This window comes from Tabrizicola sp., from assembly GCF_041911175.1.
GTDB lineage: Bacteria > Pseudomonadota > Alphaproteobacteria > Rhodobacterales > Rhodobacteraceae > Tabrizicola.
The window spans coordinates 1-24578 of sequence record NZ_JAYRPN010000007.1 but is presented as its reverse complement, the minus strand read 5'-3'; the positions used below and the strand labels follow the sequence as shown (position 1 = coordinate 24578).

The following is a 24578-nucleotide window of genomic DNA, read 5'->3' as shown; positions in this document are numbered from 1 at the left end:
GCGGGTTCTGGCTGGTTCCGGTTTGTTGCTCCCAAGGCCGGTATAGGTGCGGCCGACTTCACGTCCCGTTCGCCTGACCCTCATCCCCTGGGGTTGGGCAGCGGGACCTTGCGGCGCGGTTCGTCCCCGGAACCGCGCCGTCTCCTTTTCTGCATCCCCTCCCCGGCACGCGCGTCGACACAACGGTCGCCAAAGCAAAAGGGCCGGCGCATCGCTGCACCGGCCCCCTGCCCTGCCTGTCGACAGATCAGCCCTGAAGCGCCTTCGCCACTTCGGCGGCAAAGTCTTCCTGCTTCTTCTCGATGCCTTCGCCGACCGCGACGCGGGCGTAGCCGGTGATCTCGACGCCCGCTTCCTTGGCCGCGGCTTCCACGGTCAGGTCGGGGTTGATCACGAAGGCCTGGCCGAGAAGCGTGTTTTCCGCGAGGAAGCGCTTCATCCGGCCCGGGATGATGTTGTTGTGGATCACCTGGTCGGGCTTCGGCTTGGCCGAGGCGGCGTTCTCTTCCAGCGCCTTGGCGGTCTGCACCGCCAGCTCGCGCTCCAGCACCGACGGCTCCAGCGTGGCTTCCGACAGCGACAGCGGCGAGGTCGCGGCGATGTGCATCGCGAACTGCTTGCCGATCTCTTCCGCCTTGGCCTTGTCGCCCTTCAGCGCGACGAGGACGCCGATCTTGCCCATGCCCGCGGTCGCCGCGTTGTGGACATAGGAGACGACGGTGTCGCCCTCCAGCACATGCAGGCGGCGGAAGGTCATGTTCTCGCCGATGCGGGCGATGGCTTCCTGGATCACGGTGTCGACCGACTTGCCGTTCAGATGCGCGGCCTTCACCACCTCGACCGAGTCGCCGGTGGTCAGCGCCACGTTCGCCACGTCACGGACCAGCGCCTGGAAATCCTCGTTCTTGGCGACGAAGTCGGTTTCCGAGTTGATCTCGATGGCGACGCCCTTGCCGTTGGTCACGGCCACGCCGATCAGGCCTTCGGCGGCGACGCGGTCGGCCTTCTTGGCGGCTTTCGCCAGGCCCTTGGTGCGCAGCCAGTCGACGGCGGCTTCCATGTCGCCCGCAACTTCGGTCAGGGCCTTCTTGGCGTCCATCATGCCTGCGCCGGTCGCTTCGCGCAGTTCTTTCACCATCTGGGCGGTGATCGTCATGGTTTCACTCCTTGGAATGGATAGCCCGGCGGGATCGGCCCGCCGGGTGAAAGTCAGGTGACAGCGAAGGCTCAGGCCTCGGCTTCGGCAACCGCTTCTTCTTCCGGCGCCGCTTCCAGAGCGCCGAGGTCGACGCCCGCCGCACCCATCTGGGCCGACATGCCGTCCAGCGCCGCGCGGGCGACGAGGTCGCAGTAAAGCGCAATCGCGCGGGCCGCGTCGTCGTTGCCCGGGATGACGTAGTTCACGCCCTTGGGCGAGCAGTTGGTGTCGACAACGGCCACGACCGGGATGCCCAGCTTCTGCGCTTCCAGGACGGCAAGGTCTTCCTTGCCAACGTCGATCAGGAAGATCAGGTCCGGGGTGCCGCCCATCTCGCGGATGCCGCCGAGCGAGGCCTGCAGCTTGGCCTGGTCACGCTCCATGCCCAGACGTTCCTTCTTGGTCAGGCCTTCGCCGCCCGCGCCCAGGACTTCGTCCAGGTGCTTCAGGCGCTGGATCGACTGCGAGACGGTCTTCCAGTTGGTCAGCGTGCCGCCCAGCCAGCGGTGGTTCATGTAGTATTGCGCGCATTTCTCGGCGGCTTCGGCGATCGGCTTCTGGGCCTGGCGCTTGGTGCCGACGAAGAGGATGCGACCGCCCTTGGCCACCGTGTCGCGCACGACCTTCAGCGCCGCGTCCAGCATGGGAACGGTCTGGGTCAGGTCGATGATGTGGATGCCGTTGCGGTCGCCGTAGATGAACTCGCCCATGCGGGGGTTCCAGCGCGCGGTCTGGTGGCCGTAGTGAACGCCAGCTTCCAGGAGCTGACGCATGGAGAACTCGGGAAGAGCCATGCTATATCCTTTTCCGGTTTGAACCTCGGCGCCGCCGTCTTCACCCCGGACTTGATCCGGGGCAACCGGTGGACCGCACGGGATTTCTCCCCGCATCGGCCCCGACGACACCTGTGAAGTGGCGCGCGTATAGACGGGCCGGGCCGCCAGCGCAACCCCCTCCGGTTCCCGGCTTGCGCGCGCAGCGGCTTTCGGCGATGGAAGGGCATGACGCCCGACATCCTCTGCATCGGTTCGGTCCTGTGGGACATCATCGGCCGCTCGCCCACCGCGATGCGGCTTGGCTCGGACGTGCCGGGGCGGATCACGCGCCTGCCGGGGGGCGTGGCGATGAACATCGCGATGACGCTGCGCCGCTTCGGGATGACCCCGGCCATCCTCACCGCCATCGGACGCGATGCCGAGGGCGACGAACTGGTCGCCGCCTGCGACCGGATGGGGCTGGTGACGGGCGATGTCTACCGTTCGGACGACCTGCCGACCGACCGCTACATGGGCATCGAGGGCGCGAACGGGCTGATTGCCGCCGTGGCCGATGCGCATTCGCTGGAGGCGGCGGGCGACAAGATCCTGCGCCCCCTCGCCGATGGCCGCCTTGGCACGGCAGAGGCCCCCTGGTCCGGCCCCATCGCGCTCGACGGCAACCTGACCGAGGCGCTGCTGGCCGAGATCGCGACCTCGCCGCTTTTCGCCAGGGCCGACTTGCGGGTCGCCCCCGCCTCGCCCGGCAAGGCAGGACGCCTGTTGCCGCTTCTCACCCATCCCTCGGCCACGCTTTACGTCAACCTCGAAGAGGCCAACATCCTGGCCTGCACCGAGACCGCCAGCGCTCCCGAGGCCGCGCAGGCGCTTCTGGCGCGGGGTGCGGGCCGGGTGCTCGTCACCAACGGCGGCGAGCTTGCCGCCGAGGGGCGCAAGGGCGAAGGCGTGATCATGGGCCAGCCGCCCAAGGTCCTCGTCACTCGCGTCACCGGGGCGGGCGACACGTTCATGGCCGCGCACCTGGTCGCCGAACGCCGCGGGGCCGATCGGCAGACCGCGCTCGACGAAGCCCTGCGCGCCGCCGCCACCTATGTATCCGGAGACATCGGCTCATGACCCTTCCCCTCACGCTCTCGCCCGAAGTCGCCGAGGCGCATGCCAAGGGCGCCCCTATCGTTGCGCTGGAAAGCACGATCATCACCCACGGCATGCCATTTCCGCAGAATGTGGAGACAGCGCGCCGGGTCGAGGCCGAAATCCGCGCCCAGGGTGCGACGCCCGCCACCATCGCCATCCTTGACCGGCAGATCCATGTCGGCCTGACCGACGCCCAACTCGATGCGCTCGGGCAAGCGAAGGACGTGGCCAAGCTCTCCCGCGCCGATCTCGCCGCCTGCCTTGCCAGCGGCGGGACCGGGGCCACCACCGTCGCCGCCACGATGATCTGTGCCCACCTCGCGGGCATCCGCGTCTTTGCCACCGGCGGCATCGGCGGGGTGCATCGCGGGGCCGAGCAAAGCTTCGACATCTCCGCCGACCTGCGCGAACTGGCCGAAACCCCGGTCACCGTCGTCGCAGCCGGGGCGAAGGCGATCCTCGACCTGCCGAAGACGCTGGAATACCTGGAAACCCTGGGCGTCCCGGTCATCGCCTATGGCCAGGACGATTTCCCCGCCTTCTGGTCGCGCTCCTCCGGGCAGAAGGCCCCCCTGCGCATGGACGGTGCCGCCGCCATCGCCGCCGCCCAGATCATGCGCACGCGGCTTGGCCTGCCGGGTGGCCAGCTGGTCGCCAACCCGATCCCGGTCAGCGCGGAAATCCCCCGCGCCGAGATCATGCCGCATATCGAGGCGGCTCTTGCGGAAGCCGAGGCGAAAGGCATCGCCGCCAAGGCCGTCACGCCCTTCCTCTTGCAGCGCATCTTCGAGCTGACGGAGGGACGCTCCCTGGCTGCCAACATCGAGCTGGTGCTGAACAATGCCCGCCTCGGGGCGGCGATTGCCCGGGAACTGGTCGCGCAGGGCTGAAATTCCCGTGCAAGCCGCAAGGCGCCATTGCGCAGGGGCGATAGCTGCACCTAGATAGGCACGACAAGGGGACAACCACTCGTGACCGATCCGCACCTGCCTCACCGTCGCGGCTTTCTTGCCGGGCTGCGCGCCAGCTTCCTGACGGGCCTGGTCGTCGTCCTGCCCATCGGGCTGACGATCTATTTCGTCTGGGCGGTGATCGGCTGGATCGACGGTTGGATCCTGCCGCTGATCCCGGCCTATTACCAGCCCGACATGCTGATCGGGCGCTGGTTCGGGCCAGAGTACGAATTCCCGGTGCGCGGCGTCGGTGTCCTTGTCTTCCTCGTCAGCACCGTCATCGTCGGCTGGCTGGCCAAGGGCCTGATCGGCCGCTCGATCATCCGCTCGGGCGAGGACCTGGTCGACCGGATGCCCGTCGTCCGCTCGGTCTACGGCGGCATCAAGCAGGTGGCCGAAACCTTCTTCAACAAGAAGGAAAAAAGCTTCGACAAGGTCGTCCTGGTCGAGTTTCCACGCCCCGGAAGCTGGGCGCTGGGGTTCATGTCGACGCGGCCCAAGGGCGAGCTTGCCGACCGGCTGGCCGAACTCGGCCCCGACATGTCGGCGGTCTTCGTCGGCCTCACCCCCTTCACCAGCGGGATGCTGCTTTTCGTGCCGACCAAGGACCTTGTGATCATGGACATGGGCGTCGACGATGCTGCCAAGCTGATCGTCTCGGGTGGCCTGGTCTATCCCCTGCCGAAAGAGCCGCTGGTCTAGCGTAGCATCGCCTTGAGGTCCGCGCTCGGCGCTTCGCCGATCTTCGACCCGCCGTTCTTCAGGAAATGGTCCGCCGCCACCCGGCCCGCCGCCTTCAACCGTTCCAAAAGCCGCGGTGTCGGCGACAGCTTCGACTCCGCCGAAAGCTCGTTCATCAGCCGGTCGTCCGAGATCATGTGGACGTTCACCGCCTTCATCTTGCCTTCCTCCATCCGCCCCTCGGCGATCAGGCGGCGGACGAAGTTGATCGCGCGCAGCTCGCTCAAGAGGCTGGCGTTGAAGCTGATCTCGTCGATCCGGTTCTGGATTTCCAGCGGCGTGTCGGGAATGTCGTCGCGCCGCATCGGGTTGATCGACACGACCAGGATGTCGTCCGGCAGGTTGGGCTCATACAGCGGAAACAGCGCCGGGTTGCCGGAGAATCCCCCGTCCCAATAGGCTTCGCCGTCGATCTCGACCGTCTGGAACACCGTCGGCAGGCAGGCCGAGGCCAGCAGCGCCTGGGGGCCGATCTCTGCCCCCGAGAAGACCTTGATCTTGCCCGTCCGCACATTCGTCGCGCTGACGAAAAGCTTCGGGCCCGCATCGGCGCGGACATGCGCGAAATCCAGGTCGTGCACCACCGGCTCCAGCGGATTGGTCCAGTGGGTGCCGAAAGCGTAGGGCGAATAGAGCTGCGCCGCGATCCCTTGCGGCGAGAACGGCAGGAAGGCCGCGCTGGTCGTCTGCCAGAAGCGGATCGCGGGCAGGAATGGCGCGATCCAGGGCACCATGCGGAAATCGCCCACCTCGCCCACCTGGTCCCACAGCCGGTCCAGCCGCTTGCGCGCCGCGCCGCGCCCTCCGGCAATCAGACCGGCCTTCAGCGCCGCCCCGTTCAGGGCCCCGGCAGAGGTGCCGGAAATCCCGGCGATCTCCAGCCCGTCGTCTTCCAGAAGCCGGTCGAGCACGCCCCAGGTGAAGGCCCCATGCGCCCCGCCGCCTTGCAAGGCCAGACTCACCCGCCTCATGGACGGGCCCCGCAAATCTTTTCGAAAAGATTTGCAAAATCCTTCGAAGGATTTTGTCCCCTCACAGCGCCGTCCAGCCGCCGTCCACCGAGATCGTCGTCCCCGTCACCTGGTCCGCCGCCGGGCTGCACAGGAAGACCGTCGTGCCCCCGATCTGTTCCACCGTCGCGAACTGGCGGCTTGGCTGGCGGTCCAGCATCACCTCGCGGATCACCGTCTCGCGGTCCATGTTGTGCACCTTCATCTGCTCGGGGATCTGCGCCTCGACCAGAGGCGTCAGCACATAGCCCGGACAGATCGCGTTGCAGGTGATCCCCTGCCCCGCCGTCTCCAGCGCCACGGTCTTCGACAACCCGACAAGCCCGTGCTTGGCGGCGATATAGGCGCTCTTGAACGGGCTGGCCGTCAGCCCGTGGGCCGAGGCGACGTTGACCACCCGGCCCCAGCCCTTCTTCCGCATCCCCGGAAGGGCTGCAGCGGTGGTATGGAACGCCGAGGTCAGGTTGATCGCCAGGATCGCATCCCACTTCTCGACCGGGAACTCCTCGATCGGCGCGACAAACTGGATGCCCGCGTTGTTCACCAGGATGTCGCAGCCCCCGGCCTTCTCGACCAGCGCGCGGCAGTCCGCCCCCTTCGACATGTCCGCCGCGATATACCGCGCCGTGACCCCGTGCCGCGCGCCCAGATCCTTGGCCAATTCGTGATCCTCGGGCCGGTCGGTGAAGCTGTTCAGAATCACCTCTGCCCCCGCCGCCGCCAGCGCTTCCGCCACGCCCAGCCCGATGCCGGAGTTCGACCCGGTGATCACCGCCCGCTTGCCCGAAAGTGTCATGTCATGCCTCCAAATGCTGCATATGCGAATGAATGCCATGCAAAGCAGCAAAACGGAAGTAACGGTGCCGGGATAAAAAAACGCCGGCACAAGGCCGGCGTTAAGTCTTTGAGGCAGGTTTCATACAGGCAAGAAACCTATCGAGCAGTACATTCTATATAGTCCCCTCTCCGCCGATGGCCAAGCTAAAAGTTTGAATTGCCACGATCTCCGTCCTACTGTCCGGCAACACAACCGCTGGGAACGGGAGCATCGGGGAATGATCGGGGAAACGGGCGCCGGTTTGCGCAGGTTCGGGCTGTCGGTCGTGCTGGCCCTTTTTGCCGCAACCGCGCAAGCGGAACCCATGCACGGCATAGCTATGTATGGCGAACCCGCCCTCCCCCCGGATTTTGTGTCCCTGCCGCAAGTGAACCCCGATGCGCCGAAGGGCGGAAGCTACCGCTGGGGCGAGGCGGGCAGCTACGACAGTTTCAACCCCTTCGTGGCCAAGGGCCGCCCCGCGCTCGGCATTTCCACCCTGGTGGTCGAGACGCTGATGGGCCGGAACTATGACGAGCCCTTCTCGCTTTACGGGCTTCTGGCCGAATCGATAGATACCGATGCGGCGCGGACTTACGTCGAATTCACCCTGCGGCCTCAGGCCCGATTCTCCGACGGCTCACCGGTGACTGTCGAGGATGTGATGTGGTCGATGGAGACGCTGGGGGTCGACGGCAACCCGCGCTACGCCGCCGCCTGGAAGAAGATCGCCAGGATGGAGAAGACCGGCGAACGCTCGGTCCGCTTCACCTTCAACGTCGAAGACCGCGAACTGCCGCTGATCCTGGGCCTGCGCCCGATCCTGAAGAAGGCGCAATGGGAAGGGAAGGACTTCGCCGAGGCCACGATGGAGGTGCCCGTCGGCTCCGGCCCCTACCTTCTCGCCGCCTCCGACCTTGGCGTGCAGGTCACCTACAAGCGCAATCCCGACTGGTGGGGCAAGGACCTGCCCTTCAATCGCGGCCAATGGAACTTTGACGAGATCCGCTACGACTATTACGCCAACCCGCAGGCGATCTTCGAGGCCTTCAAGGCGGGCCAGCTTTCGGCCTACCGCGAGGCCAACGTGGCCAAGTGGCTCTCCTCCTACGACTTTCCCGCCGTCCAGTCCGGTGCCATCGTCAAGGCCGAAATCCCGCATGGCCGCCCCTCGGGGATCGAGGGTTTCGTCTTCAACACCCGCAAACCGATCTTCGCCGACTGGCGCGTCCGCGAGGCGCTGATCCTCGCCTTCAACTTCGAATTCATCAATGATACGCTGAACGGCGGGCTCCTGCCCCGCATCCCTTCCTATTTCGGCAACTCGACCCTGGGAATGGAGCCCGGCAAGCCTGCCGAGGGCCGCGAGCTGGAACTGCTGGAACCCTTCAAGGCCGACCTGCCCCCCGGCGCGATCGAGGGCTATGCGCTGCCGGTATCCGACGGCAAGCAGGCCAACCGCAAGAACATCCGCGCCGCCGCCAAGCTGCTGGAAGAGGCGGGCTGGACGGTCGGCGACGACGGCATCCTGAAGAACGCCAGGGGCGAGCCCTTCACCTTCGAAATCCTGCTGGTCACCGGCCAGGACGAGATGGCCTCGGCCGCGCAGGTCTATATCGAGGCGCTGAAGGCGCTTGGCATCACCGCCAAGCTGAACAAGATCGACGATGCGCAGTACAAGGAACGCACGTCGGCCTACGACTTCGACATGACCCATTACATCCGGTCGCTGTCGCTGTCGCCGGGCAACGAGCAGCTCCTGTACTGGGGCGCGGGCGGCGTGACCGAGCCCGGCACCCGCAACTGGATGGGCGTGAACTCTCCCGCGGTCGAGGCGATGATCGCCGCCATGCTGAAGGCCCCGAACGCCGAGGACTTCACCGCCGCCACCCGCGCGCTGGACCGGGTGCTGACCTCGGGCCGCTACGTCATCCCGATCTGGTATTCCGACGTTTCCCGCTTGGCATATTCCGCCGATCTCAAGTATCCCGAGAAGATACCGCTCTACGGGGACTGGACAGGCTTCCTGCCCGACACCTGGTGGTATCAGGCAAAATGAAAAAGGCGACGAGCATGAAGAAACTGGCACTCCTGGCCGTCCTGGCGGCCCTTGCAGGCTGCAACACCATCGCCGGTGTCGGCGAGGACATCTCCGGCACCGCGCGCACGGTGCAGGATACGTTCTAGGACGGCGCGGTCCCTCAAGCGCGACCGGGACAAGACCGAATGCAAGTCCGCTGGACCAAGTCCAAGAATTTTCTAGAAAATTCTTGGACTTCTGACAGGACAGGCCGCTCCCGACCGGCCTCGTTCCCTTCTAGGCCGGGGCCGTTTCCGCCAGCACGGGGCGCGCCTCCACCGCCCGCCCCTCCGGCAAACGGATCACCGTGACCGAGCAATGCGCCTCGGCGACCACCTGTGCGGAAACGGACCCCAGATAGCGCCGCGTCGTCGAATGCCCGCGCGCGCCCATCATGATGTGGTCGACCTCGTTCGCAGTCGCATAGTCGATGATCGCCTGCCCCGGGTCCGGCCCTTCCAGCACGGTATAGGTCAGCCGGTGGTCCGGCAGGTCGATCCCCTCGGCCCAGGCCTTCAGTTGCACCAGCCGCAGCACATGCAGGTTGTTGCCCTGGTCGTCCGTCCCCTGGTCCAGCCCGATCCGCGCCGTCTTGATCACGTTGACACAGGCAATCCGCGCGTCCGGTTCCAGGATCAGCATCCGCTTCACGGCGCGCAGCAGCACCTCGGCCAGCCGCTCGCCCTGCGGCGACAGGTCCACCGCCACCACGATGACCGGGACCGAGGCGACCTGCGCCGCGACCGAAGACGGCACGGTGAACCGCCGGATCTTCCGCATCACCCGCCAGCGGTCGAAGACCTGCAACCAGCCATCCCGCTTCAACTTGTGGGCGCGGGCGGTCAGCGTCACCTGCTGCGGATGGCTAAGGTCGAAAGCCATCTGCGCCGCCGTCTGGTAGCGCCGCATCGGATCGACCGACAGCGCCCGCAGGATGATCTCCTGCAGCCACTCCGGCACCTCCGGCCGGATCGCGCGGGGAGGCTCCGGGTCGCGCCAGAGCCGCTTCCTGACCCCCCGCAGCGTCTCGGGCGTCCCCCAGGGGTTTCGCCCGGTCGCCAGCGCGTACAGCATCGCCCCCAGGGCAAAGAGGTCCGAGCGCGGATCGTCCCGGCAGCGCAGGTACTGCTCCGGCGCGATATAGGGATAGGTCCCCATCGGAATGGTGAATTCCTCGGCCAGAAGGTCCGGCAACTGGTCGTGGCGGCTTAGACCGAAGTCCACCATCACCATTTCGCCCGTCTTCCGCTGCAGGAAGTTCTCGGGCTTCAGGTCCAGGTGGATGACATGCTGGCGATGCAGGTCCGCCACCGCCGCCACCATCCGCGCCGCGATCTCGATCACGTCGGACAGCGGCAGCGGAGCCTTCTGGAACACCGGCAGGAACGACCCGCCGTCGATCATCTCGGTCACGATATAGGGCATCACGTCGAAGCCCCCGGTCGCAATCACCTTCGGCACATGTGGGCCGGTGAGGCGCGGCATGATCATCTGCTCGACCTCGAAGCCCACGATGGTCGGCCCGTCATAGCCGTCCATGATTGTTGGCACCTTCATCACCATCGGCAGGTCGTGGTCCGGGTGCGTCACCGCCCAGATCGTCGCGAACCCGCCGGTGTGAAGCTTCTCGCCAAGCGTGAACCCGTCGATCTGCAACCCTTCCTTCGGCCTGACCTGCATCATCGTCCCACCAGCAACCGCACAGCCAACTCCTCCGGCAATCCCGCCGCCCGCACCTTGCGCGCGGCACCCGCCGCGTCATAGGGCGTGCGGCGGAAGGTCAACTCCTGGCGCACCGTATCAACCAGCGCCCATCCCGCCTGCGCCACCCCGTCCCGCGGCTGGCCCACCGAGCCCACCACCGCCAGCCACCTGCGGCTCGGCAACAGGGGGATCGGCAGCCCGGTTCGAAACGCCTGTTCGCGCACCACGCCGCCCATGTCGCAACTGGCGAGCAACGGCACATGCACATGCCCGCACAGGATCAGCCGTGCAGCGCTGGCGCGAAACGAGGGCGTCGCCTTGGTGTCCGAGGTGACATAGCTCCACTCCTCCGGCCGGTTGGCCGAGGCATGGACGAAAAGCACCCCCTCGGCCTCCGCCACCAGCGGCAGCCCGGCCAGGAAATCCACCTGCGCGTCGCCCAGCCGGTCGCGCGTCCAGTCCAGCGCCTTGCGGGCCAGCGTCGACATCGCCTCGCTCGCGCCAGAGGCCGCGTTGTCGTGATTTCCCCGGACGCAGATCGCGCCCTCCGCCACCAGCGCCGCCGCCCTGTCGCAGCACCAGCCCGGGTCCGCGCCATAGCCGACGATATCGCCCAGAAGCGCGATCCGGTCGACGCCATGCGCCGCCACATCGGCGAGCACCGCCTCGAATGCCTCGCGATTGGCATGGATGTCCGTCAGGACCGCAATCCGCATCCAGCCCCTCCCGTGGCCCTTTCCGCAAGCCTATCGCGCAAGCGCCGGAAGGGCCATGAGCCAGATCAAACCAGCCCCGATCACACCAGCGATGTGACCCAGAGGAGCGTCGCATCCTCTTCCGACAGGCTGATCACGTTGTGCCCCATCGCGGCGTCGTAATAGGCGCTGTCGCCCCGGCGCAGCTCGAAAGGCTCGTAGAATTCCGTGTACAGCCGGATCACCCCGGTCAGCACATACAGGAATTCCTCGCCGTCGTGGCGGACCCAGCCGTCGAACTCCTCCAGCTCCCGCGCCCGGATCGTCGCGCGGTAGGGCAGCATCTGCTTCTTCGTCAGGTGGGCAGCAAGCAGCTCGTGCTCATAGGTCACGGTCGCCTGCGCCTGCCCCTCGCCCGCCTTCGTCACCGCCATCCGGCCCATGACCTGTTGCTTCGAGGGCGGGGTGAAGAGCTGCGGCACCGAGATCGCCAACCCCCCGGCCAGCTTCTTCAGCGCCTCATAGGTCGGGCTCATCTGCCCGTTCTCGATCTTCGACAGGGTGGATCGCGCCAGGCCCGCCCGGACCGCCGCCTCCTCCAGCGTCCAGCCGCGCGACCGGCGCAACTCGCGCACCCGCTCGCCCAGGTTCAGCGGCTCGACATGAGCCTCACCCCCGGCCTCGCGCGCCACGCGGATCATGCTTTTCGGATCGGTCAGCGTCATCTGTCCCCCGATAGTCGAGCCAACCCCTGCTTGCAACTGCCGCCGCGCGCCCCTACCCCTTCCCGATGCTGTCCGAGATCGACACCCGCCCCTTCGCCACCGCGCCCAAGGCCTTCAACCTGGCTGGCCACGTCCTCGCTCGCGCAGCGACCCTCGACAAACCGGCGCTGACAATCCTCCACCCCGACCACGACGAAACCCTCACCTACGCCGAACTCCTCCGCCTGACGCAAGGCTGCGCCAGCGCCCTCCTCACCCTCGGCCTCACACCGGGAGACCGCATCCTCCTCCGCTTCGGCAACACGCTGGCCTTCCCTATCCTCTACCTCGGCGCGATCTGGGCCGGGCTCGTCCCCGTCCCCACCTCCGCCGCCCTGACGCAGGGCGAGATCACCAAACTCGCCGCCCTCGTCGCCCCGAACCTCATCGCCGCCGAGCCCGGCATCTCCCTCCCCGACCACCCGGCGCGGGTTATCTCTCCCGACCTCTCCGCTTGGGCCACCCTGCCGCCCGCCGACCTCCACGAAGGCGACCCGAACCGTGAGGCCTACATCGTCTTCACCTCCGGCACTTCCGGCACGCCGATGGCCGTCAGCCACGCCCACCGCGCCATCCTTGCCCGGCAGGCGATGCACCAGCACTGGGAGGGCCTGACTGAACAGGACCGCCTCCTGCACGCCGGAGCGCTCAACTGGACCTACACCCTTGGCACCGGTCTCCTCGACCCCTGGACCCTGGGCGCCACCGCCCTGATCCCCGCCGCCGGAACACCCCCTGCCGCACTTCCCGCGCTCATGGCCCGCGCCGGTGCCACGATCCTTGCCGCCGCCCCCGGCGTCTACCGCCAGCTCCTCCGCGCCGACCTCCCGCCGCTCCCGCACCTTCGCCACGGCCTCTCCGCCGGGGAATCCCTGCCGCAGGCCCTCCGCGCCGAATGGCGCAGCCGCACAGGAACCGACCTCCACGAAGCGCTTGGCATGTCGGAATGCTCGACCTACCTCTCCGGCTCCCCCTCCCGCCCCGCGCCCGAGGGTACCGCAGGCTATCCCCAGCCCGGTCGCCACATCGCCATCCTGGATGATACCGGCCAGCCCGTCCCGCGCGGCGAGCCCGGCGAACTCGCTGTCTCCACCGCCGATCCCGGCCTCATGCGCCGCTACCTCGGCCACCCACCGCCGCACGGCGCATGGTTCCGCACCGGCGACGCCGCCGTCATGGCCGAAGACGGCGCCATCACCCACCTTGGCCGCAAGGACGACCTCCTCAACGCCGGGGGTTTCCGCGTCTCGCCCAGCGAAATCGAAGCCGCCTTCCACGACCTCCCCGGCCTTTCCGCCTGTGTCGCGACGCAAGTGGAACCCTCCCCCGGCACCACCATCATCGCGCTTTTCTACGAAGCACCGTGCGCCATCGACGAAGCCCTTCTGCGCCAATGCGCGGAAAAGGCCCTTGCCCGCTGGAAACAGCCAAGGCACTACCAGCGCCTTGCCACCCTGCCCCGCACCGCGACCGGCAAGCTGATCCGCAAGGCGCTCGCCACCCAGTACAGGAGACCCGAATGACCCAAGCCCCGATCCGCCTGGACATCTTCTCCGACCCGGTCTGCCCCTGGTGCTATGTCGGCAAGGCCAACCTCGACCGCGCACTGGCCGCGCACCCCGACCACCCGTTCCAGATCCAGTGGCACCCGTTCCAGCTGAACCCCGACATGCCGCCCGAAGGCGTGGCGAAGCGCGCCCATCTTGAGGAGAAGTTCGGCGGCAAGGCCCGCGTCGATGCCGTGCACGACCGCCTGCGCGAAGCGGCCCGCGCCGCAGGCGTCGACATGAACCCCGACAAGCCGCAGCGGATGCCCAACACCCTGAACGCCCACCGCCTGATCCATTGGGCGGGCATCGAGGGCGTGCAATCCCCCGTCGTCACCGCCCTGATGCGCGCCTACTGGGTCGAGGGCCGCGACATCGGCGACCTTTCCACCCTCGCCGACATCGCTGCGGAAAACGGCATGGACCGCGCGACGACCCTGCGCCTTCTCCAGTCGGACGCCGATGCCGACGACATCCAGGCCCGCGACCAGGACGCCCGTCGCAAGGGGGTCAACTCGGTCCCGACCTTCCTGATCGCCCAACAATACGTCGTCTCCGGCGCGCAGCCGAGCGAGACCTGGGAAGGAGTCATCTCGGAACTGGCGGGCCGCACCGAGTGACGCAGCCCCGCCCCTCCCAGGCCGAATTCGTGGCGCTCGTCGCCATGCTCTTCGCCACCATCGCGATCTCGATCGACGCGATGCTTCCCGCCTTGCCGCAGATCGCCGCCAGCCTCTCGCCCGAGGCGCCCAATGCCGTGCAACTGGTTGTCACCAGCTTCGTCCTCGGGATGGGCATCGGCACGCTCTTCACCGGCCCGCTCTCCGACGCCTTCGGTCGCAAGCGGGTGATCCTCGTCGGCTCCGGCCTCTACGCCCTTTGCGCGCTGGCCTGCTACTTCGCGCCAAGCCTCGAGGTTCTCCTCGCCGCCCGCCTCCTCCAGGGCCTTGCCGCCGCGTCGCCCCGCACCGTCTCCATCGCGATGGTCCGCGATCTGTATTCAGGGCGCGAGATGGCCCGGATCATGTCCTTCGCGATGATGATCTTCACCATCGTCCCCGCCATCGCCCCCCTGATGGGCCAGGGTATCATCGCGCTGGGCGGCTGGCACTCGATCTTCCTCGCCTATATCCTGTTCTCCGGCCTGACGATGCTCTGGCTGGGTCTCCGCCAGCCCGAGACTCTGGCGCCGGAAAAGCGCCGCCCGCTGCATCTGGGCGACCTCTGGTCCGGCACCCGCGAGCTTTTCACCCACCGCATCGTCGTCATTTCCATCCTTTTGCAAACGCTGACGCTGGCGGCCCTGTTCGGCACCCTGTCCTCGCTGCAAGGCATCTTCGAGCAGCAGTTCGACCGCGCCGACAGCTTTCCGCTCTGGTTTGCGCTGATCGCCATCACCTCGATGGGCGGCAGCCTGCTGAACACCCGCTTCGTGATGACGCTCGGCATGCGCCGGATCGTGCGGCGCACCTATGTCGGCATGCTCGCCCTGACGCTTCTCGCCCTGGCGACACTGGGCAGCGGCCTCTTGCAGGGCAACGCCGGTCTTGCGATGCAGATCCTCTGGTGCATCGGCCTCTTTTCCATGATGGGCCTGACGATGGGCAACCTCAACGCGCTGGCAATGGAACCCGTCGGTCATATCGCCGGGCTGGCGGCCTCGGTGATCTCTTCGGTCGCGACAGTCGGTTCGGTGGTGCTGGCGATCCCGGTGGGCCTGGCCTTCGACGGCACGTCGACACCGCTCCTCGCCGGAGTCGCGGTGCTGGTCGGCCTCGCGCTCCTGCTGGCGCGCCTGTCCCTCGGTGAACCCCGCGGCAACACCGCTCCGGTCGCACCCTCGCGCCCCCATTGACAATCCCGGGACCGGCCATAAGCTTGTCCCCGGTTTGTTCTCACCCCGCAGCGCCATGCCCAGCCCCGTCTCCTCGATCCCGAACCTCGGCCCGGCGTCGGAACTGGCCTTTCAGCGCGCCGGGATCACCAGCGCCGAGGAAATCCGTGACCTCGGCGCGGACGAAGCCTACCGACGCCTTCTGGACAGCGGATCGCGACCGCATTTCATCGGCTACTACGTCCTGGTCATGGGCCTGCAAGGCCGCCCCTGGAACGACTGCAAGGGCGAGGAGAAGAAGACCCTGCGCAAACGCTTCGACACACTTTGCGCCGGATTCAACCGGTCCGACGCCAAACTCCGCGCCGACCTTGAGCAAACGCTCAGCTTCCTTGGCGTGATCGAGCGCCGTTGAACAGCCCACGTCCGACGCCGCGCATGGTGGATTTGGTGCCCCCAGAGGGACTTGAACCCCCGACCCTCTGATTACAAATCAGATGCTCTACCAGCTGAGCTATAGGGGCCACCCGTTCCAGATACCCCCGGTCCGGGATCGGCGCAAGGGCTCAGTCCGGCTGGCTGCGCGCGACGATCACCACGGCGACCAGGCCGACCGCCATCACCAAAAGCGCCGCCGGGGCGGCTTCTGACAGCCGTTCCAGGCTCGACAGTTCGAAAACCCGCGTCGACAGCGTGTTGTAGTTGAAGGGCCGCAGAAGCAGCGTTGCCGGCAGTTCCTTCACGCAGTCGACGAAAACCACCAGCAATGCGGTCAACACCGACCCCCGCATCAAGGGCAGGTAGACCGAAGCCAACGTGCCCGACGCCGATCGCCCGAGCGACCGCGCCGCCATCGAGAGCGACGGCGAGACCCGCCCGAAGGCCGCATCCACCGCCCCCTGCGCGATGCCGAAGAAGCGCACCAAATAGGCAAGCCCCAGGGCAAAGGCGGTGCCGGTGATCATCAGCCCCGGGTCCCAGCCGGTCAGCGCCAGCACGCCATCGGCCAACCAGTGATCCAGCGCGGCCAGCGGCAAGAGAAGCCCCAGCGCCAGCACCGCCCCCGGTGCGGCATAGCCGATCAGCGTCAGCGGCAAAAGCGCCTGCGCCGCCCGCGACCCCTTCATCCGCAGCGCATAGACCAGGAAGACCGCCGCCGCCACCGTGACCAGCGCGGCCAGCCCCGCCACAACCACGGTATTGACCAGCGCGTCGAACAGCCCCGGCGCCAGCCAGCCCTCGGGGGCCACTGTTGCATGGATCAGCATCACGCCGACCGGCAGCAGGAAGCCGCCGGCAAAGGGAATCAGGCACAGGACCGTCGCTCCCCATCGCGCCTTGCCTTCAATCGGTTGCGGCTCGACCGGCTGGGCACTGCGCCCGAGACGGTGGAAGCGCGCGCCGCCCCGCCCTGCCCGCTCCAGCCCGACCAGTGCCAGGATCAGCACCAGGATCACCCCGGAAATCTGTGCCGCCCCCCCGGCGTTGCCGCCGTTCAGCCAGGTGGAGAACACCCCTGTGGTCAGCGTCTGCACGCCGAAATGCAGCACGGTCCCGTAGTCGGCCACCGTCTCCATCAAGGCCAAGGCGACGCCCGCCGCGATGGCCGGGCGCGCAAGCGGCCAGCCGATCCGCAGAAACAGGCCCCAGGGCCCGCAGCCAAGCGCGCGGGCGACCTCGTAGGCGCGTCCCGACTGCTCGCGGTAGGCCGAACGGGCAAGGAGGAAGACATAGGGGTAAAGCGCGAAAGAGAGGACCAGGATCGCCATCGGCAGCGACCGGGTCTCGGGGAACCAGTAGTCGCGCGCAGAGGTCCAGCCGAAGGCCGAGCGCAGCCCGGTCTGCACCGGGCCAGCGTAGTCCAGCACGTCGACCAGCGCATAGGCCCCGACATAGGCCGGGATCGCCATCGGAAACAGCAGCGCCTGCGCCAGCCAGTCGCGCCCCGGAAAGCGGTACTGGCTGATCAGCCAGGCCGCGCCAGTGCCCATCGCAGCCGACAGGACGGCCACCCCGGCCATCAGCATCAGCGTCGTGCCCAGATAGCGCGGCAGGACGGTCGCCATCAGGTGCGGCCAGATGTTTTCCGTCGGGTTCAGGGCGATCCAGGCAATCGACAGGATCGGGGCCAGCACCACCGACGCGATCAGCACCGCGCCAAGGGTCCAGAGGTCGGGCCGGGGAAAAGGTCGGCGCCGGGGCAGTTGAGTGAAACGGTCGGACATCTTGGGGTCCGGGTTACAGGAAAGCGGTTTAACTGTCCAGAAAAGCCCGTATAGTCGCGCCGCGGGGCCGGAATACCCGTGCCAGAAGTCGGGCAAGATGCGCATCGTCTACCACCTGGGTGCCCATTGCACCGACGACGACCGGCTGGTCCGCTGCCTGCTGAAGAACCGCGCCGTGCTGGCCGAAGCGGGCATCGCCGTGCCCTCGCCCACCCGATACCGCAAGCTTCTGCGCGACACCGCCACCCAGTTGCGCGGGGCGGCGGCCTCGCAGGATACCCAGACGATGATCCTGGACCAGATCATCGACGACGGCCCGGCCGACCGGCTGATCCTGTCCTGGACCAGCTTTCTCAGCTTTCCCGCCTATGCGGTGGGCGAGATGCTCTACGGCAATGGCGGTCAGCGGCTGCAGAGCTTCACCCGGATCTTTCCCGACCTCGAAGCCGAGTTCCACCTCGGGCTGCGAAACCCCGCGACCTTCCTGCCCGACCTGCGCGAACGGGCCCAGACCAAGGGGCACGAGGACATCCTGCGCAATGTCGATCCGCTGTCGCTGCGCTGGTCCGATACCATCCGCCAGATCAAGGCCGACAATCCCGGCATTCCGCTGACGGTCTGGTGCGACGAGGACACTCCGCTGATCTGGCCAGAGGTGCTGCAGGCCGTCGCCGGGCACGACCCGGACCTGCACCTGGAGGATTCCGACGAGCTTCTGGCGCAACTCATGACCGAGGCGGGCCTGGCCCGCTTCCACGCCTATTGCGCCGAGCATCCGCCGCAATCGGTGCTGCAGCGCCGCCGGATCGTCACGGCCTTCCTGGAAAAGTTCGGTCGCCCGGACGCGCTGGAAACCGAGATCAAGGCCCCCGGCTGGTCCGAAGCCCTGATCGAACGCATGACCCAGAGCTACCTGGCCGATGTCGGGCGCATCGCCGAGATGCCCGGCGTGACCCTGATCGAGCCCTGATCAGCTCATCCCCAGCGCGGCCTTGTAGACCTCGAGCACCGCCTCTTCCTCGGCCAGTTCGTCCGGCTTGCGCTTGCGCAGCGCGATGACCTTGCGCATGACCTTGGTGTCGTAGCCACGGCCCTTGGCCTCGGCCATCAGCTCTTTCTGCTGTTCGGCCACATCCTTCTTCTCGGACTCGAGCCGCTCGAAGCGCTCGATGAACTGGCGCAGCTCGTCGGCGGTGACGGCATAGGGATCGGTCGCGTCGGGCATGGCGGTCCTCCGGGAAAAAGGGTTGGTCGCGGGTTCCTACCCTGTCGCGGGGACCGGGTTCAAGGCAGGAACGCGGGACGCACGGCGGTTTGCTTGCAGGACGGGCGAAGACCGGCTAGCTGGACCGGACGACGGAACGGGGGAGCGGAAATGCAGGGATTGATCTGGGCGGGCGCGGCGCTGACGCTGGTTGGACTTGTCGGTCTGGCCTACTGCATCCTCCGCGCGGCCCGCGCCAAGCGCGCCGGTCTCGACGATACCGCGATGCGGGCCGAGCTGCAGCGCGTCGTCGTGATCAACCTTGCCGCCGTGGGCCTGTCGGCGCTGGGGCTGGCGGCGGTGGTCACCGGCATCCTGCTCGGCTGACACGGCCCTTCAGCCATCCAGCGAGGCAAGGCTCGCGCCATCGCGGATCAGCCGGTCGATCAACCGCGCCGGGCTCCAGAGCGCGGCCTCGGCACCCCAGGCGCGCAGGTCGTGGCGCAGCACCATCAACCCGCGCCGGTCGGCCTGGTGCATCGGCCCGCCCCGGCGGCGCGGAAAGCTGTAGCCCGCCACCATCAGGTAATCGATGTCCGAGGGCCGCCGGGCGATCCCCTCGTCCAGAAGCCGCGCCCCCTCGTTGGCCAGCGCGGAAAGCCAGCGGTTCAGGATCTCGCCCGCCGACATGGCGCGCAGGACCTTGGGCACCTCGATCGACACGGGGTCGGGCAGCCTGACGCCGAACTCCTCCAGCGCGGCGGCGATCATCCGCTGTGGAACGCCCCGCCCCACCATCCAGGCCAGGGCCGTGCGCCCGGCATCGGCCATCCGCGCCCCGATGACCGGGCGATGCCCGACAAGAAGCGGGACAAGTCCCATCCGTCGCAACCCGGCCAGGGCCGTCGCCCGGGCAAGCGGCAGCGAATCGGGCGACAGCGCCACCTCGCAGACCCGACCCGCCAGCGACAGGGCAAGCCCCATCTCGCCCTCCTGCCCGCCAATCACCAGCCGCGCCGCGCCCGGCTGGACGTCGTCGCCCGGCTCGGGCAGCGGATGATCCGACACCAGGAACGGCAGCGCGGTCCTGGCCAGCGGCATCTCGGTAACCAGCAGACGGTCGCGCATGGCATGGGCGCGGTCGGGTGACAGGTTGCCGTCGCGGCGTCCTTCCTCGATCCCGGCCTCGACCGCCGCCAGCCCGGCCTCGCGCCCAAGCGCGTCGGGAAAGGACCAGGTCACCGAAAGCTCGCGCGACAGCGCCACCACCGCGATCCGCGCAAGGTCCGGGGCCAGCCCTACCAGCCCGATCCGGTCGACCGACAGCGCCTGCAACCGCGCCAGAACCGGCGGAAGGGCTTGCGCCCGCCGCTCGGCCCGGGCCGCCGCACACAAGCCCTTGGCGTCATCGGTCTGCTCCAGATCGGCGCGCGCGACACTCTCGAACTCCTGCGCGTTCTCCGGCGGCAGGACCAGCGCCGCCTCGACGCAGTCGACGATCCGCTGCCCGGCCACGCCCCGGGCGGCGGAACCCTCGCGCGCCTCGCGGACCGCCTTGGCCCAGGCCGCCGCATCCGGCTCGGCCCGGCGCAGGATGTCGCCCACCGCCAGCGCCCCGGCCAGCCGCGCAGCCGCGGCAATCGGGGCCATTTCCGTGATCCCGTCGATCAGCCCCAGCGCAAGCGCCTCCGACGCGGGCACCGCCCGGCCGGACAACAGCAGCCTCAGGGCCGCCCCGGCGCCGATCAGGCGCGGCAGGCGCTGGGTGGTGCCGCCTGCGGAGCAGAGGCCCAGCGTCACCTCGGCAAAGGCCAGCTTCAATCCCGGCGCACCCAGCCGTGCCCGGGCCGCAAGCGCCAGCTCCGCCCCCGGACCGATCACCAGCCCTTTCAGAACCGCCACCACCGGGACCGGGCACTCGGCCACCGTTCGGCAAAGCTCGGCCAGGGTCGGCGCGGCAGGATCGGGCGAAAGCGGCAGGTGACCGGCGAAATTCGGGCCTTCCGCCGCCAGGACGATCCCCCGGCAGTCCGGCCCGCGATCGGCGATAGCCTGCATCAGACTGTCCCGCAGGCCGGGCGCCAGTTCGTTCAGCGGCGGATTGGCAAGCGTCAGGATCCGTATCCCGTCCCGCAGCTCAACCTTTATCCCGTCTGCGGACATTTCCGGTCCCATGCCCCTATTCCGGGCCAGTTAGAAACAACCGCTTCCGCATTTCAAGGGCCGCGCGTGCTGCCCTGCTCAGATCGGCATGTTGTCGAAGCCGGCTTCAACCTCGGCATCGGTCGGCAGGCGCGAATCCTCGCCGGGCATCAGCACCGCGAGGGCGCGCATCTCGGCCAGCAAGAGTTCAAGCCCCTGATGCTGCAACTCGAATCCGGCGGCCAGAAGGTCGGCCTCGCCGCGCATCTCCTCGGCGGGCTGCGGCTGTTTCTTGCGGGCGGTCATGCTGCACATCTCCGGCACAGGGGGGTCCAGGGCAGGGCGTCAAGCCGCGCTTCGGCGATAGGCTCGCCGCAACGCACACATTCGCCGTAGGTGCCAGCCGCAATCCGGTCCAGCGCGGCGCGGATCTGGGTGATCTCGGCCTTGCCGGCGTTGCCCGTGGCTTCCAGCACCTCGTCGCCCTCGCGCTCGGTCGCCAGTTCCTCCCAATCGCGGTTCTGATGCGAATCGAGTTCCTCCTCGATCGCTTCCAGACGGGCGCCAAGTTCACCAAGGCGCTTCAAGAGCTGGGCCTTGCGGGCCGGGATCGGCGTGGTCAGGTTGCCCTGCATCGGTTCCTCCTGTTTGCCCGCAAGTCTAGGCGGACCGGCTCTGGCCTGCCTTGACCCAAGTCAACGGCGCTTCCGCTTTCCCTGCAAGCTGGCTATGGTCGCCGCGATTTCAGCCCCGCGCGCCTTCGGTGCCGCGACCAGTGGAGAGACCGATGGACATCCGCGCAATCACCCCCGACTACGCCGTCTCGCCGCAGATCGAGCCCGGCGACCTTCCCGCGATCAAGGCGGCGGGCTACGTCACGGTGATCGACAACCGCCCGGACGGCGAGATCCCGCCGCACCTGAACAGCTCCGAGATGCGCCGTGCAGCCGAAGCGCTGGGGTTGGTCTTCGTGGTGAACCCGGTGATCGGCGGCCAGATCACGATGGACAACGTGACGGCGCAAGGCGCGGCGATCGCGGGCTCTTCCGGCCCGGTCTTCGCCTATTGCGCCTCCGGCAACCGCTCGTCGATCGTCTGGGCGCTGGCCAATGCCGGCAAGCGCCCGGCGGACGACCTTGTCGGCCTGCCTGCCCGTTTCGGCTACCAGCTCGATCACCTGCGCCCGCAGATCGAGGCGCTGGCGAAGGGCTGAACCCTGCGCGACCGCTCGTCGTGCACTTCGTTTCTTGTCGCTCTGGATATGACCCACCGGCTCCCGGTGTGACCCTGCGAGGAGAAGTCGAAGACGTACGACGAGCAACCCCGACCGCCGCTATCCCGCCGCGCGCAGTTCCGGGCCTGTCTCCGCAACAAGGGCCTGCGCCGGGGGCCTGAGCGGCACGGCAGCCGCCGTCCGCGCCGCGACGGCTTCGCTCAGCTTCAGCGCCCGCATTCCCCGGTGCTGGCCCAGCCGAGCCGGGGCGACATGCCTCCCGTCCAGCGTTTCCAGCGAAACCGCGTCGAGTGCCGCCGACGGCAGGAGCAGCATTTCCCCCGCCGCCAGCGCCATGATCTGCCGCAGGGGCAGCACCAGCCGCCCGATCACCGCGTCCAACCGACAATCGGCCTGCATCACCTGCGCCGACAATGCTGCCGTGAACTGCGGTGCGTCCACCGTCGCTTCGTCCAGAGGCGGGGCCGGGCTTTCGCCCCGACCGATCGCAGGCAGCACCAGGATCACCGCCCCCTGGCGTCCATCGCCGCCAAGCGCCACCTCGGCCGAAAGGACGCGGTATTCCGCTTCCTCCAGCATCAGGGCCAGCGGGCGCGCATCCTCCAGGTGGCTGGCAAAGCGGAACCCCCCGGCCCAGGTCAGATCGGCCTCCTCCACCAGCACCTCGTCCAGGCCCGCCAGTGCGCGGTCGACCACCCCCGCCACCATCGCCGCGTCGATCCGGCTGGCCTTGCGGGCTGCGGGCGGCTGAGCGTTGAGCCGGCCCAGCGTCTGCTTCTCGATGAAGGTCGCCGTCACCATCGGTGCCAGCATGATCACCCCAAGCCCGCCGTGCGGCCCGTCCAGAAGCGCCAGCAGCGCCCGGTCGGGGACGATTTCCAGGATTTCGGACAGGCTGCGCCGGGCGATGGTCAGGCTTCGGAATTCCAGGTCGAGCCCCATCGCATCGCGCGCCGCGCGGGCCAGCGCCAGCCGCCAGCCCCGGTCGGCCCCGGGGGCGCCTTCCGCCTGGGTCGGGCGGGCGCGGTCGATCTTGCGGCGGATCACGTCGGTCATGGCGGCCCTGTCCCTATGGCGGCAACCTTAACGTGCGCATCCTTCACAAAGGGTTAAGCGGCGAGCCGCTCCAGCCGCAGCGGCACCGTCACCCGGAAGGCCGCGCCCCCCTGCCCCGGCACATAGGCGACCGAGCCGCCCAGGTTGCTCATGATCTCGCGGCAGATCGCCAGGCCAAGGCCCGCCCCACCCGCCCGGTTGGCATCGGTCAGGCGCGAGAATTTCTCGAAGATCAGCGCCTGGCTGTCCTGCGGAATGCCCTTGCCGTTGTCGATGAAATCCACCGTCACCCGGCCGGCGCGCTGACGGACGGCGATGCGCAGTTCGGGCCGGGCCGCGTCGCAGTATTTCCGCGCGTTCGAGATCAGGTTGATGAAGACCTGGGTCAGCCGGTCGGCGTCGGTCTTGAGGTAGATCGTCTCGGACGGCAGGTCGCGGACCACCTGGAACTCGCGGTCGGGCCGGGTGGCGCGCGCCGCCGTCAAAGCGGTGTCGATCATGCCCTGCAGGCTCGCCAGCCCCAAGGTCAGCTGCACCGCGCCGTTTTCCAGCACCGACAGGTCCAGAAGGTCATCCAGCAACCGCGTCAGCCGCTTCGCCTCGTCATGGATGATCCGCCCATAGCGCGTCACGGATTCGGGCGGCAACTCGCCTTCGGTCAGGATTTCGGAAAACGCCCGGATCGAGGTCATCGGCGTGCGCAGCTCGTGGCTGATCTGGCTGAGGAAGGCGTCCTTCTGCAACGAAAGCTGGGTCAGCTTCTCGTTCGCCTCGCGCAGCGCGCCCGCCGTCCGGGTCAGCTCGGTCTCCCGCGCCTCCAGCCGGGCGGAATATTCCAGGATCTGTGCCGATTCGCTGGCCACCGCCATCAGGTCCTCGACCGTCACCGTCGCCCGGCCGACCAGCTGGCCGATCATCGCATGGGCCGTCGCCGCCCCCACCGACCCCGACAACCGCGCCTCCAGCGTATCGAGGAAACCGGGCGTCGGATCGGGCAGGAACCCCTCCTTCCCTTGCGACCGCGCCTCGGCCTGGAACAGGGGCAGCGCCACCTCCTCGCCCAGGATGCGCTGCGCCATGCCCAGAAGCGCCTCGGGTTCCGCCCGCCCGCGCGCCCAGCGTTGCGGGCCGACCGCGCCCTCGAACACGTTGACGAAGGCCGCGCCCTGCAACCGCTCCACCGGGCCGGGGAAGCTCAGCAGCGAGCCCAGGCAGAAGGCCAGCACATTCAGCGCCATCGACCAGAACAGCGCATGGATCAGCGGGTCCATCGCCTGGGTGCCGAACAGGGAATGCGGACGCAGCCAGTGCAGGCCCAGCAACCCGTCGGTGAAGACCGACTCGGGCAGAACCGCGCCCGGACCGAAGGACGGCAGGAACGAGGTATAGGCCCAGACCGCCAGCCCGGTGACCAGCCCCAGGATCGCGCCGGTCCGCGTCGCCCCCCGCCAGAAGATGCCG

26 protein-coding genes and 1 tRNA gene are annotated in these 24578 nt (G+C 68.1%); 12 read left to right on the top strand and 15 right to left on the bottom strand.

The genetic code is table 11. From position 1 onward, the window contains the following. Positions 1-247: 247 nt before the first annotated feature. Positions 248-1156 carry a translation elongation factor Ts gene (tsf, locus tag ACE3P6_RS00875; RefSeq protein ID WP_374371602.1) on the bottom strand — a complete coding sequence of 303 codons (909 nt, stop codon included), beginning with the start codon at positions 1154-1156 and terminating at the stop codon, positions 248-250. A gap of 71 nt (positions 1157-1227) precedes the next feature. Further along, positions 1228-1992, bottom strand: coding sequence for a 30S ribosomal protein S2 (gene rpsB, locus ACE3P6_RS00870; protein ID WP_374371604.1), 765 nt, complete (start codon positions 1990-1992; stop codon positions 1228-1230). A gap of 207 nt (positions 1993-2199) precedes the next feature. Between rpsB and ACE3P6_RS00865 the strand changes: the two genes are divergently transcribed. The 3 genes from ACE3P6_RS00865 (at position 2200) to ACE3P6_RS00855 (ending at position 4766) form a co-directional block, all read left to right on the top strand. Continuing rightward, a complete protein-coding gene (locus ACE3P6_RS00865) occupies positions 2200-3090 on the top strand; it encodes a PfkB family carbohydrate kinase (RefSeq protein WP_374391091.1) in 891 nt (296 codons plus the stop codon). Then, positions 3087-4001, top strand: a complete 915-nt coding sequence (locus ACE3P6_RS00860; RefSeq protein WP_374391090.1) for a pseudouridine-5'-phosphate glycosidase — start codon at positions 3087-3089, stop codon at positions 3999-4001. Before ACE3P6_RS00865 ends, ACE3P6_RS00860 begins: the two co-directional genes overlap by 4 nt. 81 nt (positions 4002-4082) lie before the next feature. Then, positions 4083-4766, top strand: a complete 684-nt coding sequence (locus ACE3P6_RS00855) for a DUF502 domain-containing protein (RefSeq protein ID WP_374391089.1) — start codon at positions 4083-4085, stop codon at positions 4764-4766. Here ACE3P6_RS00855 and ACE3P6_RS00850 read toward each other — a convergent pair. Together ACE3P6_RS00850 and ACE3P6_RS00845 are read right to left on the bottom strand one after the other, a co-directional pair. Then, entirely contained in the window at positions 4763-5776 is a 1014-nt protein-coding gene (locus ACE3P6_RS00850) for a patatin-like phospholipase family protein (RefSeq protein ID WP_374391088.1), read from the bottom strand. The genes ACE3P6_RS00855 and ACE3P6_RS00850 overlap by 4 nt on opposite strands. Before the next feature lie 61 nt (positions 5777-5837). Beyond that, the gene (locus ACE3P6_RS00845; protein ID WP_374391087.1) at positions 5838-6611 is read right to left on the bottom strand and encodes a 3-hydroxybutyrate dehydrogenase; all 774 of its coding nucleotides are present in this window, start codon (positions 6609-6611) and stop codon (positions 5838-5840) included. A 259-nt stretch (positions 6612-6870) separates the two neighbouring features. Here ACE3P6_RS00845 and ACE3P6_RS00840 point away from each other — a divergent pair, with 259 nt between their 5' ends. Both ACE3P6_RS00840 and ACE3P6_RS00835 read left to right on the top strand, forming a co-directional pair. Beyond that, a complete protein-coding gene (locus ACE3P6_RS00840; RefSeq protein WP_374391086.1) occupies positions 6871-8691 on the top strand; it encodes an extracellular solute-binding protein in 1821 nt (606 codons plus the stop codon). 14 nt (positions 8692-8705) lie between these two features. Next, positions 8706-8819: an entericidin EcnA/B family protein gene (locus ACE3P6_RS00835; RefSeq protein WP_374371620.1), complete on the top strand. Its 114-nt coding sequence runs from the start codon at positions 8706-8708 to the stop codon at positions 8817-8819. 130 nt (positions 8820-8949) lie between these two features. Here ACE3P6_RS00835 and ACE3P6_RS00830 read toward each other — a convergent pair whose 3' ends face one another. The 3 genes from ACE3P6_RS00830 to ACE3P6_RS00820 form a co-directional block, all read right to left on the bottom strand. After that, a complete protein-coding gene (locus ACE3P6_RS00830) occupies positions 8950-10395 on the bottom strand; it encodes a serine/threonine protein kinase (protein ID WP_374391085.1) in 1446 nt (481 codons plus the stop codon). Then, positions 10392-11132, bottom strand: coding sequence for a metallophosphoesterase (locus ACE3P6_RS00825; protein ID WP_374391084.1), 741 nt, complete (start codon positions 11130-11132; stop codon positions 10392-10394). The genes ACE3P6_RS00830 and ACE3P6_RS00825 overlap by 4 nt, the downstream gene beginning before the upstream one ends. A gap of 80 nt (positions 11133-11212) precedes the next feature. Next, positions 11213-11836, bottom strand: coding sequence for a helix-turn-helix domain-containing protein (locus tag ACE3P6_RS00820; RefSeq protein ID WP_374391083.1), 624 nt, complete (start codon positions 11834-11836; stop codon positions 11213-11215). A 65-nt stretch (positions 11837-11901) separates the two neighbouring features. Between ACE3P6_RS00820 and ACE3P6_RS00815 the strand changes: the two genes are divergently transcribed. From ACE3P6_RS00815 to ACE3P6_RS00800, 4 genes are read left to right on the top strand one after another with little or no spacing between them, the layout of a single operon-like run. Then, on the top strand, positions 11902-13398 hold the full coding sequence (locus tag ACE3P6_RS00815; protein ID WP_374391082.1) for a class I adenylate-forming enzyme family protein: 1497 nt from the start codon (positions 11902-11904) through the stop codon (positions 13396-13398). Continuing rightward, positions 13395-14042 carry a DsbA family oxidoreductase gene (locus ACE3P6_RS00810; RefSeq protein WP_374391081.1) on the top strand — a complete coding sequence of 216 codons (648 nt, stop codon included), beginning with the start codon at positions 13395-13397 and terminating at the stop codon, positions 14040-14042. The genes ACE3P6_RS00815 and ACE3P6_RS00810 overlap by 4 nt, the downstream gene beginning before the upstream one ends. Then, positions 14039-15277 (top strand): multidrug effflux MFS transporter, encoded by a 1239-nt coding sequence (locus tag ACE3P6_RS00805; RefSeq protein ID WP_374391080.1) that lies wholly within the window; start codon positions 14039-14041, stop codon positions 15275-15277. Before ACE3P6_RS00810 ends, ACE3P6_RS00805 begins: the two co-directional genes overlap by 4 nt. 55 nt (positions 15278-15332) lie before the next feature. Next, positions 15333-15671, top strand: coding sequence for a TfoX/Sxy family protein (locus tag ACE3P6_RS00800; RefSeq protein ID WP_374391079.1), 339 nt, complete (start codon positions 15333-15335; stop codon positions 15669-15671). A 33-nt stretch (positions 15672-15704) separates the two neighbouring features. Here the strand turns inward: ACE3P6_RS00800 and ACE3P6_RS00795 are convergent. Then, positions 15705-15780 (bottom strand) — tRNA-Thr (locus tag ACE3P6_RS00795). 42 nt (positions 15781-15822) lie between these two features. Next, complete coding sequence (locus ACE3P6_RS00790) at positions 15823-17481, bottom strand: ABC transporter permease (RefSeq protein WP_374391078.1); 1659 nt, start codon at positions 17479-17481, stop codon at positions 15823-15825. A 97-nt stretch (positions 17482-17578) separates the two neighbouring features. On the opposite strand from ACE3P6_RS00790, the gene ACE3P6_RS00785 reads away from it, so the two are divergent. Then, positions 17579-18451: a hypothetical protein gene (locus ACE3P6_RS00785; protein ID WP_374391077.1), complete on the top strand. Its 873-nt coding sequence runs from the start codon at positions 17579-17581 to the stop codon at positions 18449-18451. On the opposite strand, the gene ACE3P6_RS00780 is transcribed toward ACE3P6_RS00785, so the two are convergent. Then, the gene (locus ACE3P6_RS00780) at positions 18452-18706 is read right to left on the bottom strand and encodes a DUF2312 domain-containing protein (RefSeq protein ID WP_374391076.1); all 255 of its coding nucleotides are present in this window, start codon (positions 18704-18706) and stop codon (positions 18452-18454) included. It lies immediately after the preceding gene. Positions 18707-18856: 150 nt separating this feature from the next. On the opposite strand from ACE3P6_RS00780, the gene ACE3P6_RS00775 reads away from it, so the two are divergent. Then, complete coding sequence (locus tag ACE3P6_RS00775) at positions 18857-19072, top strand: hypothetical protein (RefSeq protein ID WP_374371641.1); 216 nt, start codon at positions 18857-18859, stop codon at positions 19070-19072. Between the two features lie 9 nt (positions 19073-19081). Here the strand turns inward: ACE3P6_RS00775 and ACE3P6_RS00770 are convergent, their stop codons facing one another. The 3 genes from ACE3P6_RS00770 to ACE3P6_RS00760 form a co-directional block, all read right to left on the bottom strand. Further along, positions 19082-20848 (bottom strand): enoyl-CoA hydratase-related protein, encoded by a 1767-nt coding sequence (locus ACE3P6_RS00770; RefSeq protein ID WP_374391075.1) that lies wholly within the window; start codon positions 20846-20848, stop codon positions 19082-19084. 78 nt (positions 20849-20926) lie between these two features. Beyond that, positions 20927-21133, bottom strand: coding sequence for a hypothetical protein (locus ACE3P6_RS00765; RefSeq protein ID WP_374391074.1), 207 nt, complete (start codon positions 21131-21133; stop codon positions 20927-20929). After that, the gene (locus ACE3P6_RS00760) at positions 21130-21462 is read right to left on the bottom strand and encodes a TraR/DksA family transcriptional regulator (RefSeq protein ID WP_374371647.1); all 333 of its coding nucleotides are present in this window, start codon (positions 21460-21462) and stop codon (positions 21130-21132) included. Before ACE3P6_RS00760 ends, ACE3P6_RS00765 begins: the two co-directional genes overlap by 4 nt. A gap of 152 nt (positions 21463-21614) precedes the next feature. Between ACE3P6_RS00760 and ACE3P6_RS00755 the strand changes: the two genes are divergently transcribed. Continuing rightward, a complete protein-coding gene (locus ACE3P6_RS00755; RefSeq protein WP_374391073.1) occupies positions 21615-22040 on the top strand; it encodes a TIGR01244 family sulfur transferase in 426 nt (141 codons plus the stop codon). A gap of 120 nt (positions 22041-22160) precedes the next feature. On the opposite strand, the gene ACE3P6_RS00750 is transcribed toward ACE3P6_RS00755, so the two are convergent. Both ACE3P6_RS00750 and ACE3P6_RS00745 read right to left on the bottom strand, forming a co-directional pair. Beyond that, the gene (locus ACE3P6_RS00750; protein WP_374391072.1) at positions 22161-23117 is read right to left on the bottom strand and encodes a FliM/FliN family flagellar motor switch protein; all 957 of its coding nucleotides are present in this window, start codon (positions 23115-23117) and stop codon (positions 22161-22163) included. 53 nt (positions 23118-23170) lie between these two features. After that, positions 23171-24578, bottom strand: a 1408-nt coding sequence (locus ACE3P6_RS00745; protein WP_374391071.1) for an ATP-binding protein, incomplete at its 5' end; no start/stop codon positions are given.

Coding starts and splice junctions, on each gene's coding strand:
- ACE3P6_RS00850 (WP_374391088.1), bottom strand. CDS start 5,776: ATGAGGCGGGTGAGTCTGGCCTTGCAAGGCGGCGGGGCGCATGGGGCC.
- ACE3P6_RS00770 (WP_374391075.1), bottom strand. CDS start 20,848: ATGTCCGCAGACGGGATAAAGGTTGAGCTGCGGGACGGGATACGGATC.
- ACE3P6_RS00845 (WP_374391087.1), bottom strand. CDS start 6,611: ATGACACTTTCGGGCAAGCGGGCGGTGATCACCGGGTCGAACTCCGGC.
- ACE3P6_RS00785 (WP_374391077.1), top strand. CDS start 17,579: ATGCGCATCGTCTACCACCTGGGTGCCCATTGCACCGACGACGACCGG.
- ACE3P6_RS00810 (WP_374391081.1), top strand. CDS start 13,395: ATGACCCAAGCCCCGATCCGCCTGGACATCTTCTCCGACCCGGTCTGC.
- ACE3P6_RS00800 (WP_374391079.1), top strand. CDS start 15,333: ATGCCCAGCCCCGTCTCCTCGATCCCGAACCTCGGCCCGGCGTCGGAA.
- ACE3P6_RS00840 (WP_374391086.1), top strand. CDS start 6,871: ATGATCGGGGAAACGGGCGCCGGTTTGCGCAGGTTCGGGCTGTCGGTC.
- ACE3P6_RS00820 (WP_374391083.1), bottom strand. CDS start 11,836: ATGACGCTGACCGATCCGAAAAGCATGATCCGCGTGGCGCGCGAGGCC.
- ACE3P6_RS00760 (WP_374371647.1), bottom strand. CDS start 21,462: ATGCAGGGCAACCTGACCACGCCGATCCCGGCCCGCAAGGCCCAGCTC.
- ACE3P6_RS00825 (WP_374391084.1), bottom strand. CDS start 11,132: ATGCGGATTGCGGTCCTGACGGACATCCATGCCAATCGCGAGGCATTC.
- ACE3P6_RS00815 (WP_374391082.1), top strand. CDS start 11,902: ATGCTGTCCGAGATCGACACCCGCCCCTTCGCCACCGCGCCCAAGGCC.
- ACE3P6_RS00830 (WP_374391085.1), bottom strand. CDS start 10,395: ATGATGCAGGTCAGGCCGAAGGAAGGGTTGCAGATCGACGGGTTCACG.
- tsf (WP_374371602.1), bottom strand. CDS start 1,156: ATGACGATCACCGCCCAGATGGTGAAAGAACTGCGCGAAGCGACCGGC.
- ACE3P6_RS00790 (WP_374391078.1), bottom strand. CDS start 17,481: ATGTCCGACCGTTTCACTCAACTGCCCCGGCGCCGACCTTTTCCCCGG.
- ACE3P6_RS00765 (WP_374391074.1), bottom strand. CDS start 21,133: ATGACCGCCCGCAAGAAACAGCCGCAGCCCGCCGAGGAGATGCGCGGC.
- ACE3P6_RS00755 (WP_374391073.1), top strand. CDS start 21,615: ATGGACATCCGCGCAATCACCCCCGACTACGCCGTCTCGCCGCAGATC.
- ACE3P6_RS00780 (WP_374391076.1), bottom strand. CDS start 18,706: ATGCCCGACGCGACCGATCCCTATGCCGTCACCGCCGACGAGCTGCGC.
- ACE3P6_RS00835 (WP_374371620.1), top strand. CDS start 8,706: ATGAAGAAACTGGCACTCCTGGCCGTCCTGGCGGCCCTTGCAGGCTGC.
- ACE3P6_RS00750 (WP_374391072.1), bottom strand. CDS start 23,117: ATGACCGACGTGATCCGCCGCAAGATCGACCGCGCCCGCCCGACCCAG.
- rpsB (WP_374371604.1), bottom strand. CDS start 1,992: ATGGCTCTTCCCGAGTTCTCCATGCGTCAGCTCCTGGAAGCTGGCGTT.
- ACE3P6_RS00860 (WP_374391090.1), top strand. CDS start 3,087: ATGACCCTTCCCCTCACGCTCTCGCCCGAAGTCGCCGAGGCGCATGCC.
- ACE3P6_RS00775 (WP_374371641.1), top strand. CDS start 18,857: ATGCAGGGATTGATCTGGGCGGGCGCGGCGCTGACGCTGGTTGGACTT.
- ACE3P6_RS00865 (WP_374391091.1), top strand. CDS start 2,200: ATGACGCCCGACATCCTCTGCATCGGTTCGGTCCTGTGGGACATCATC.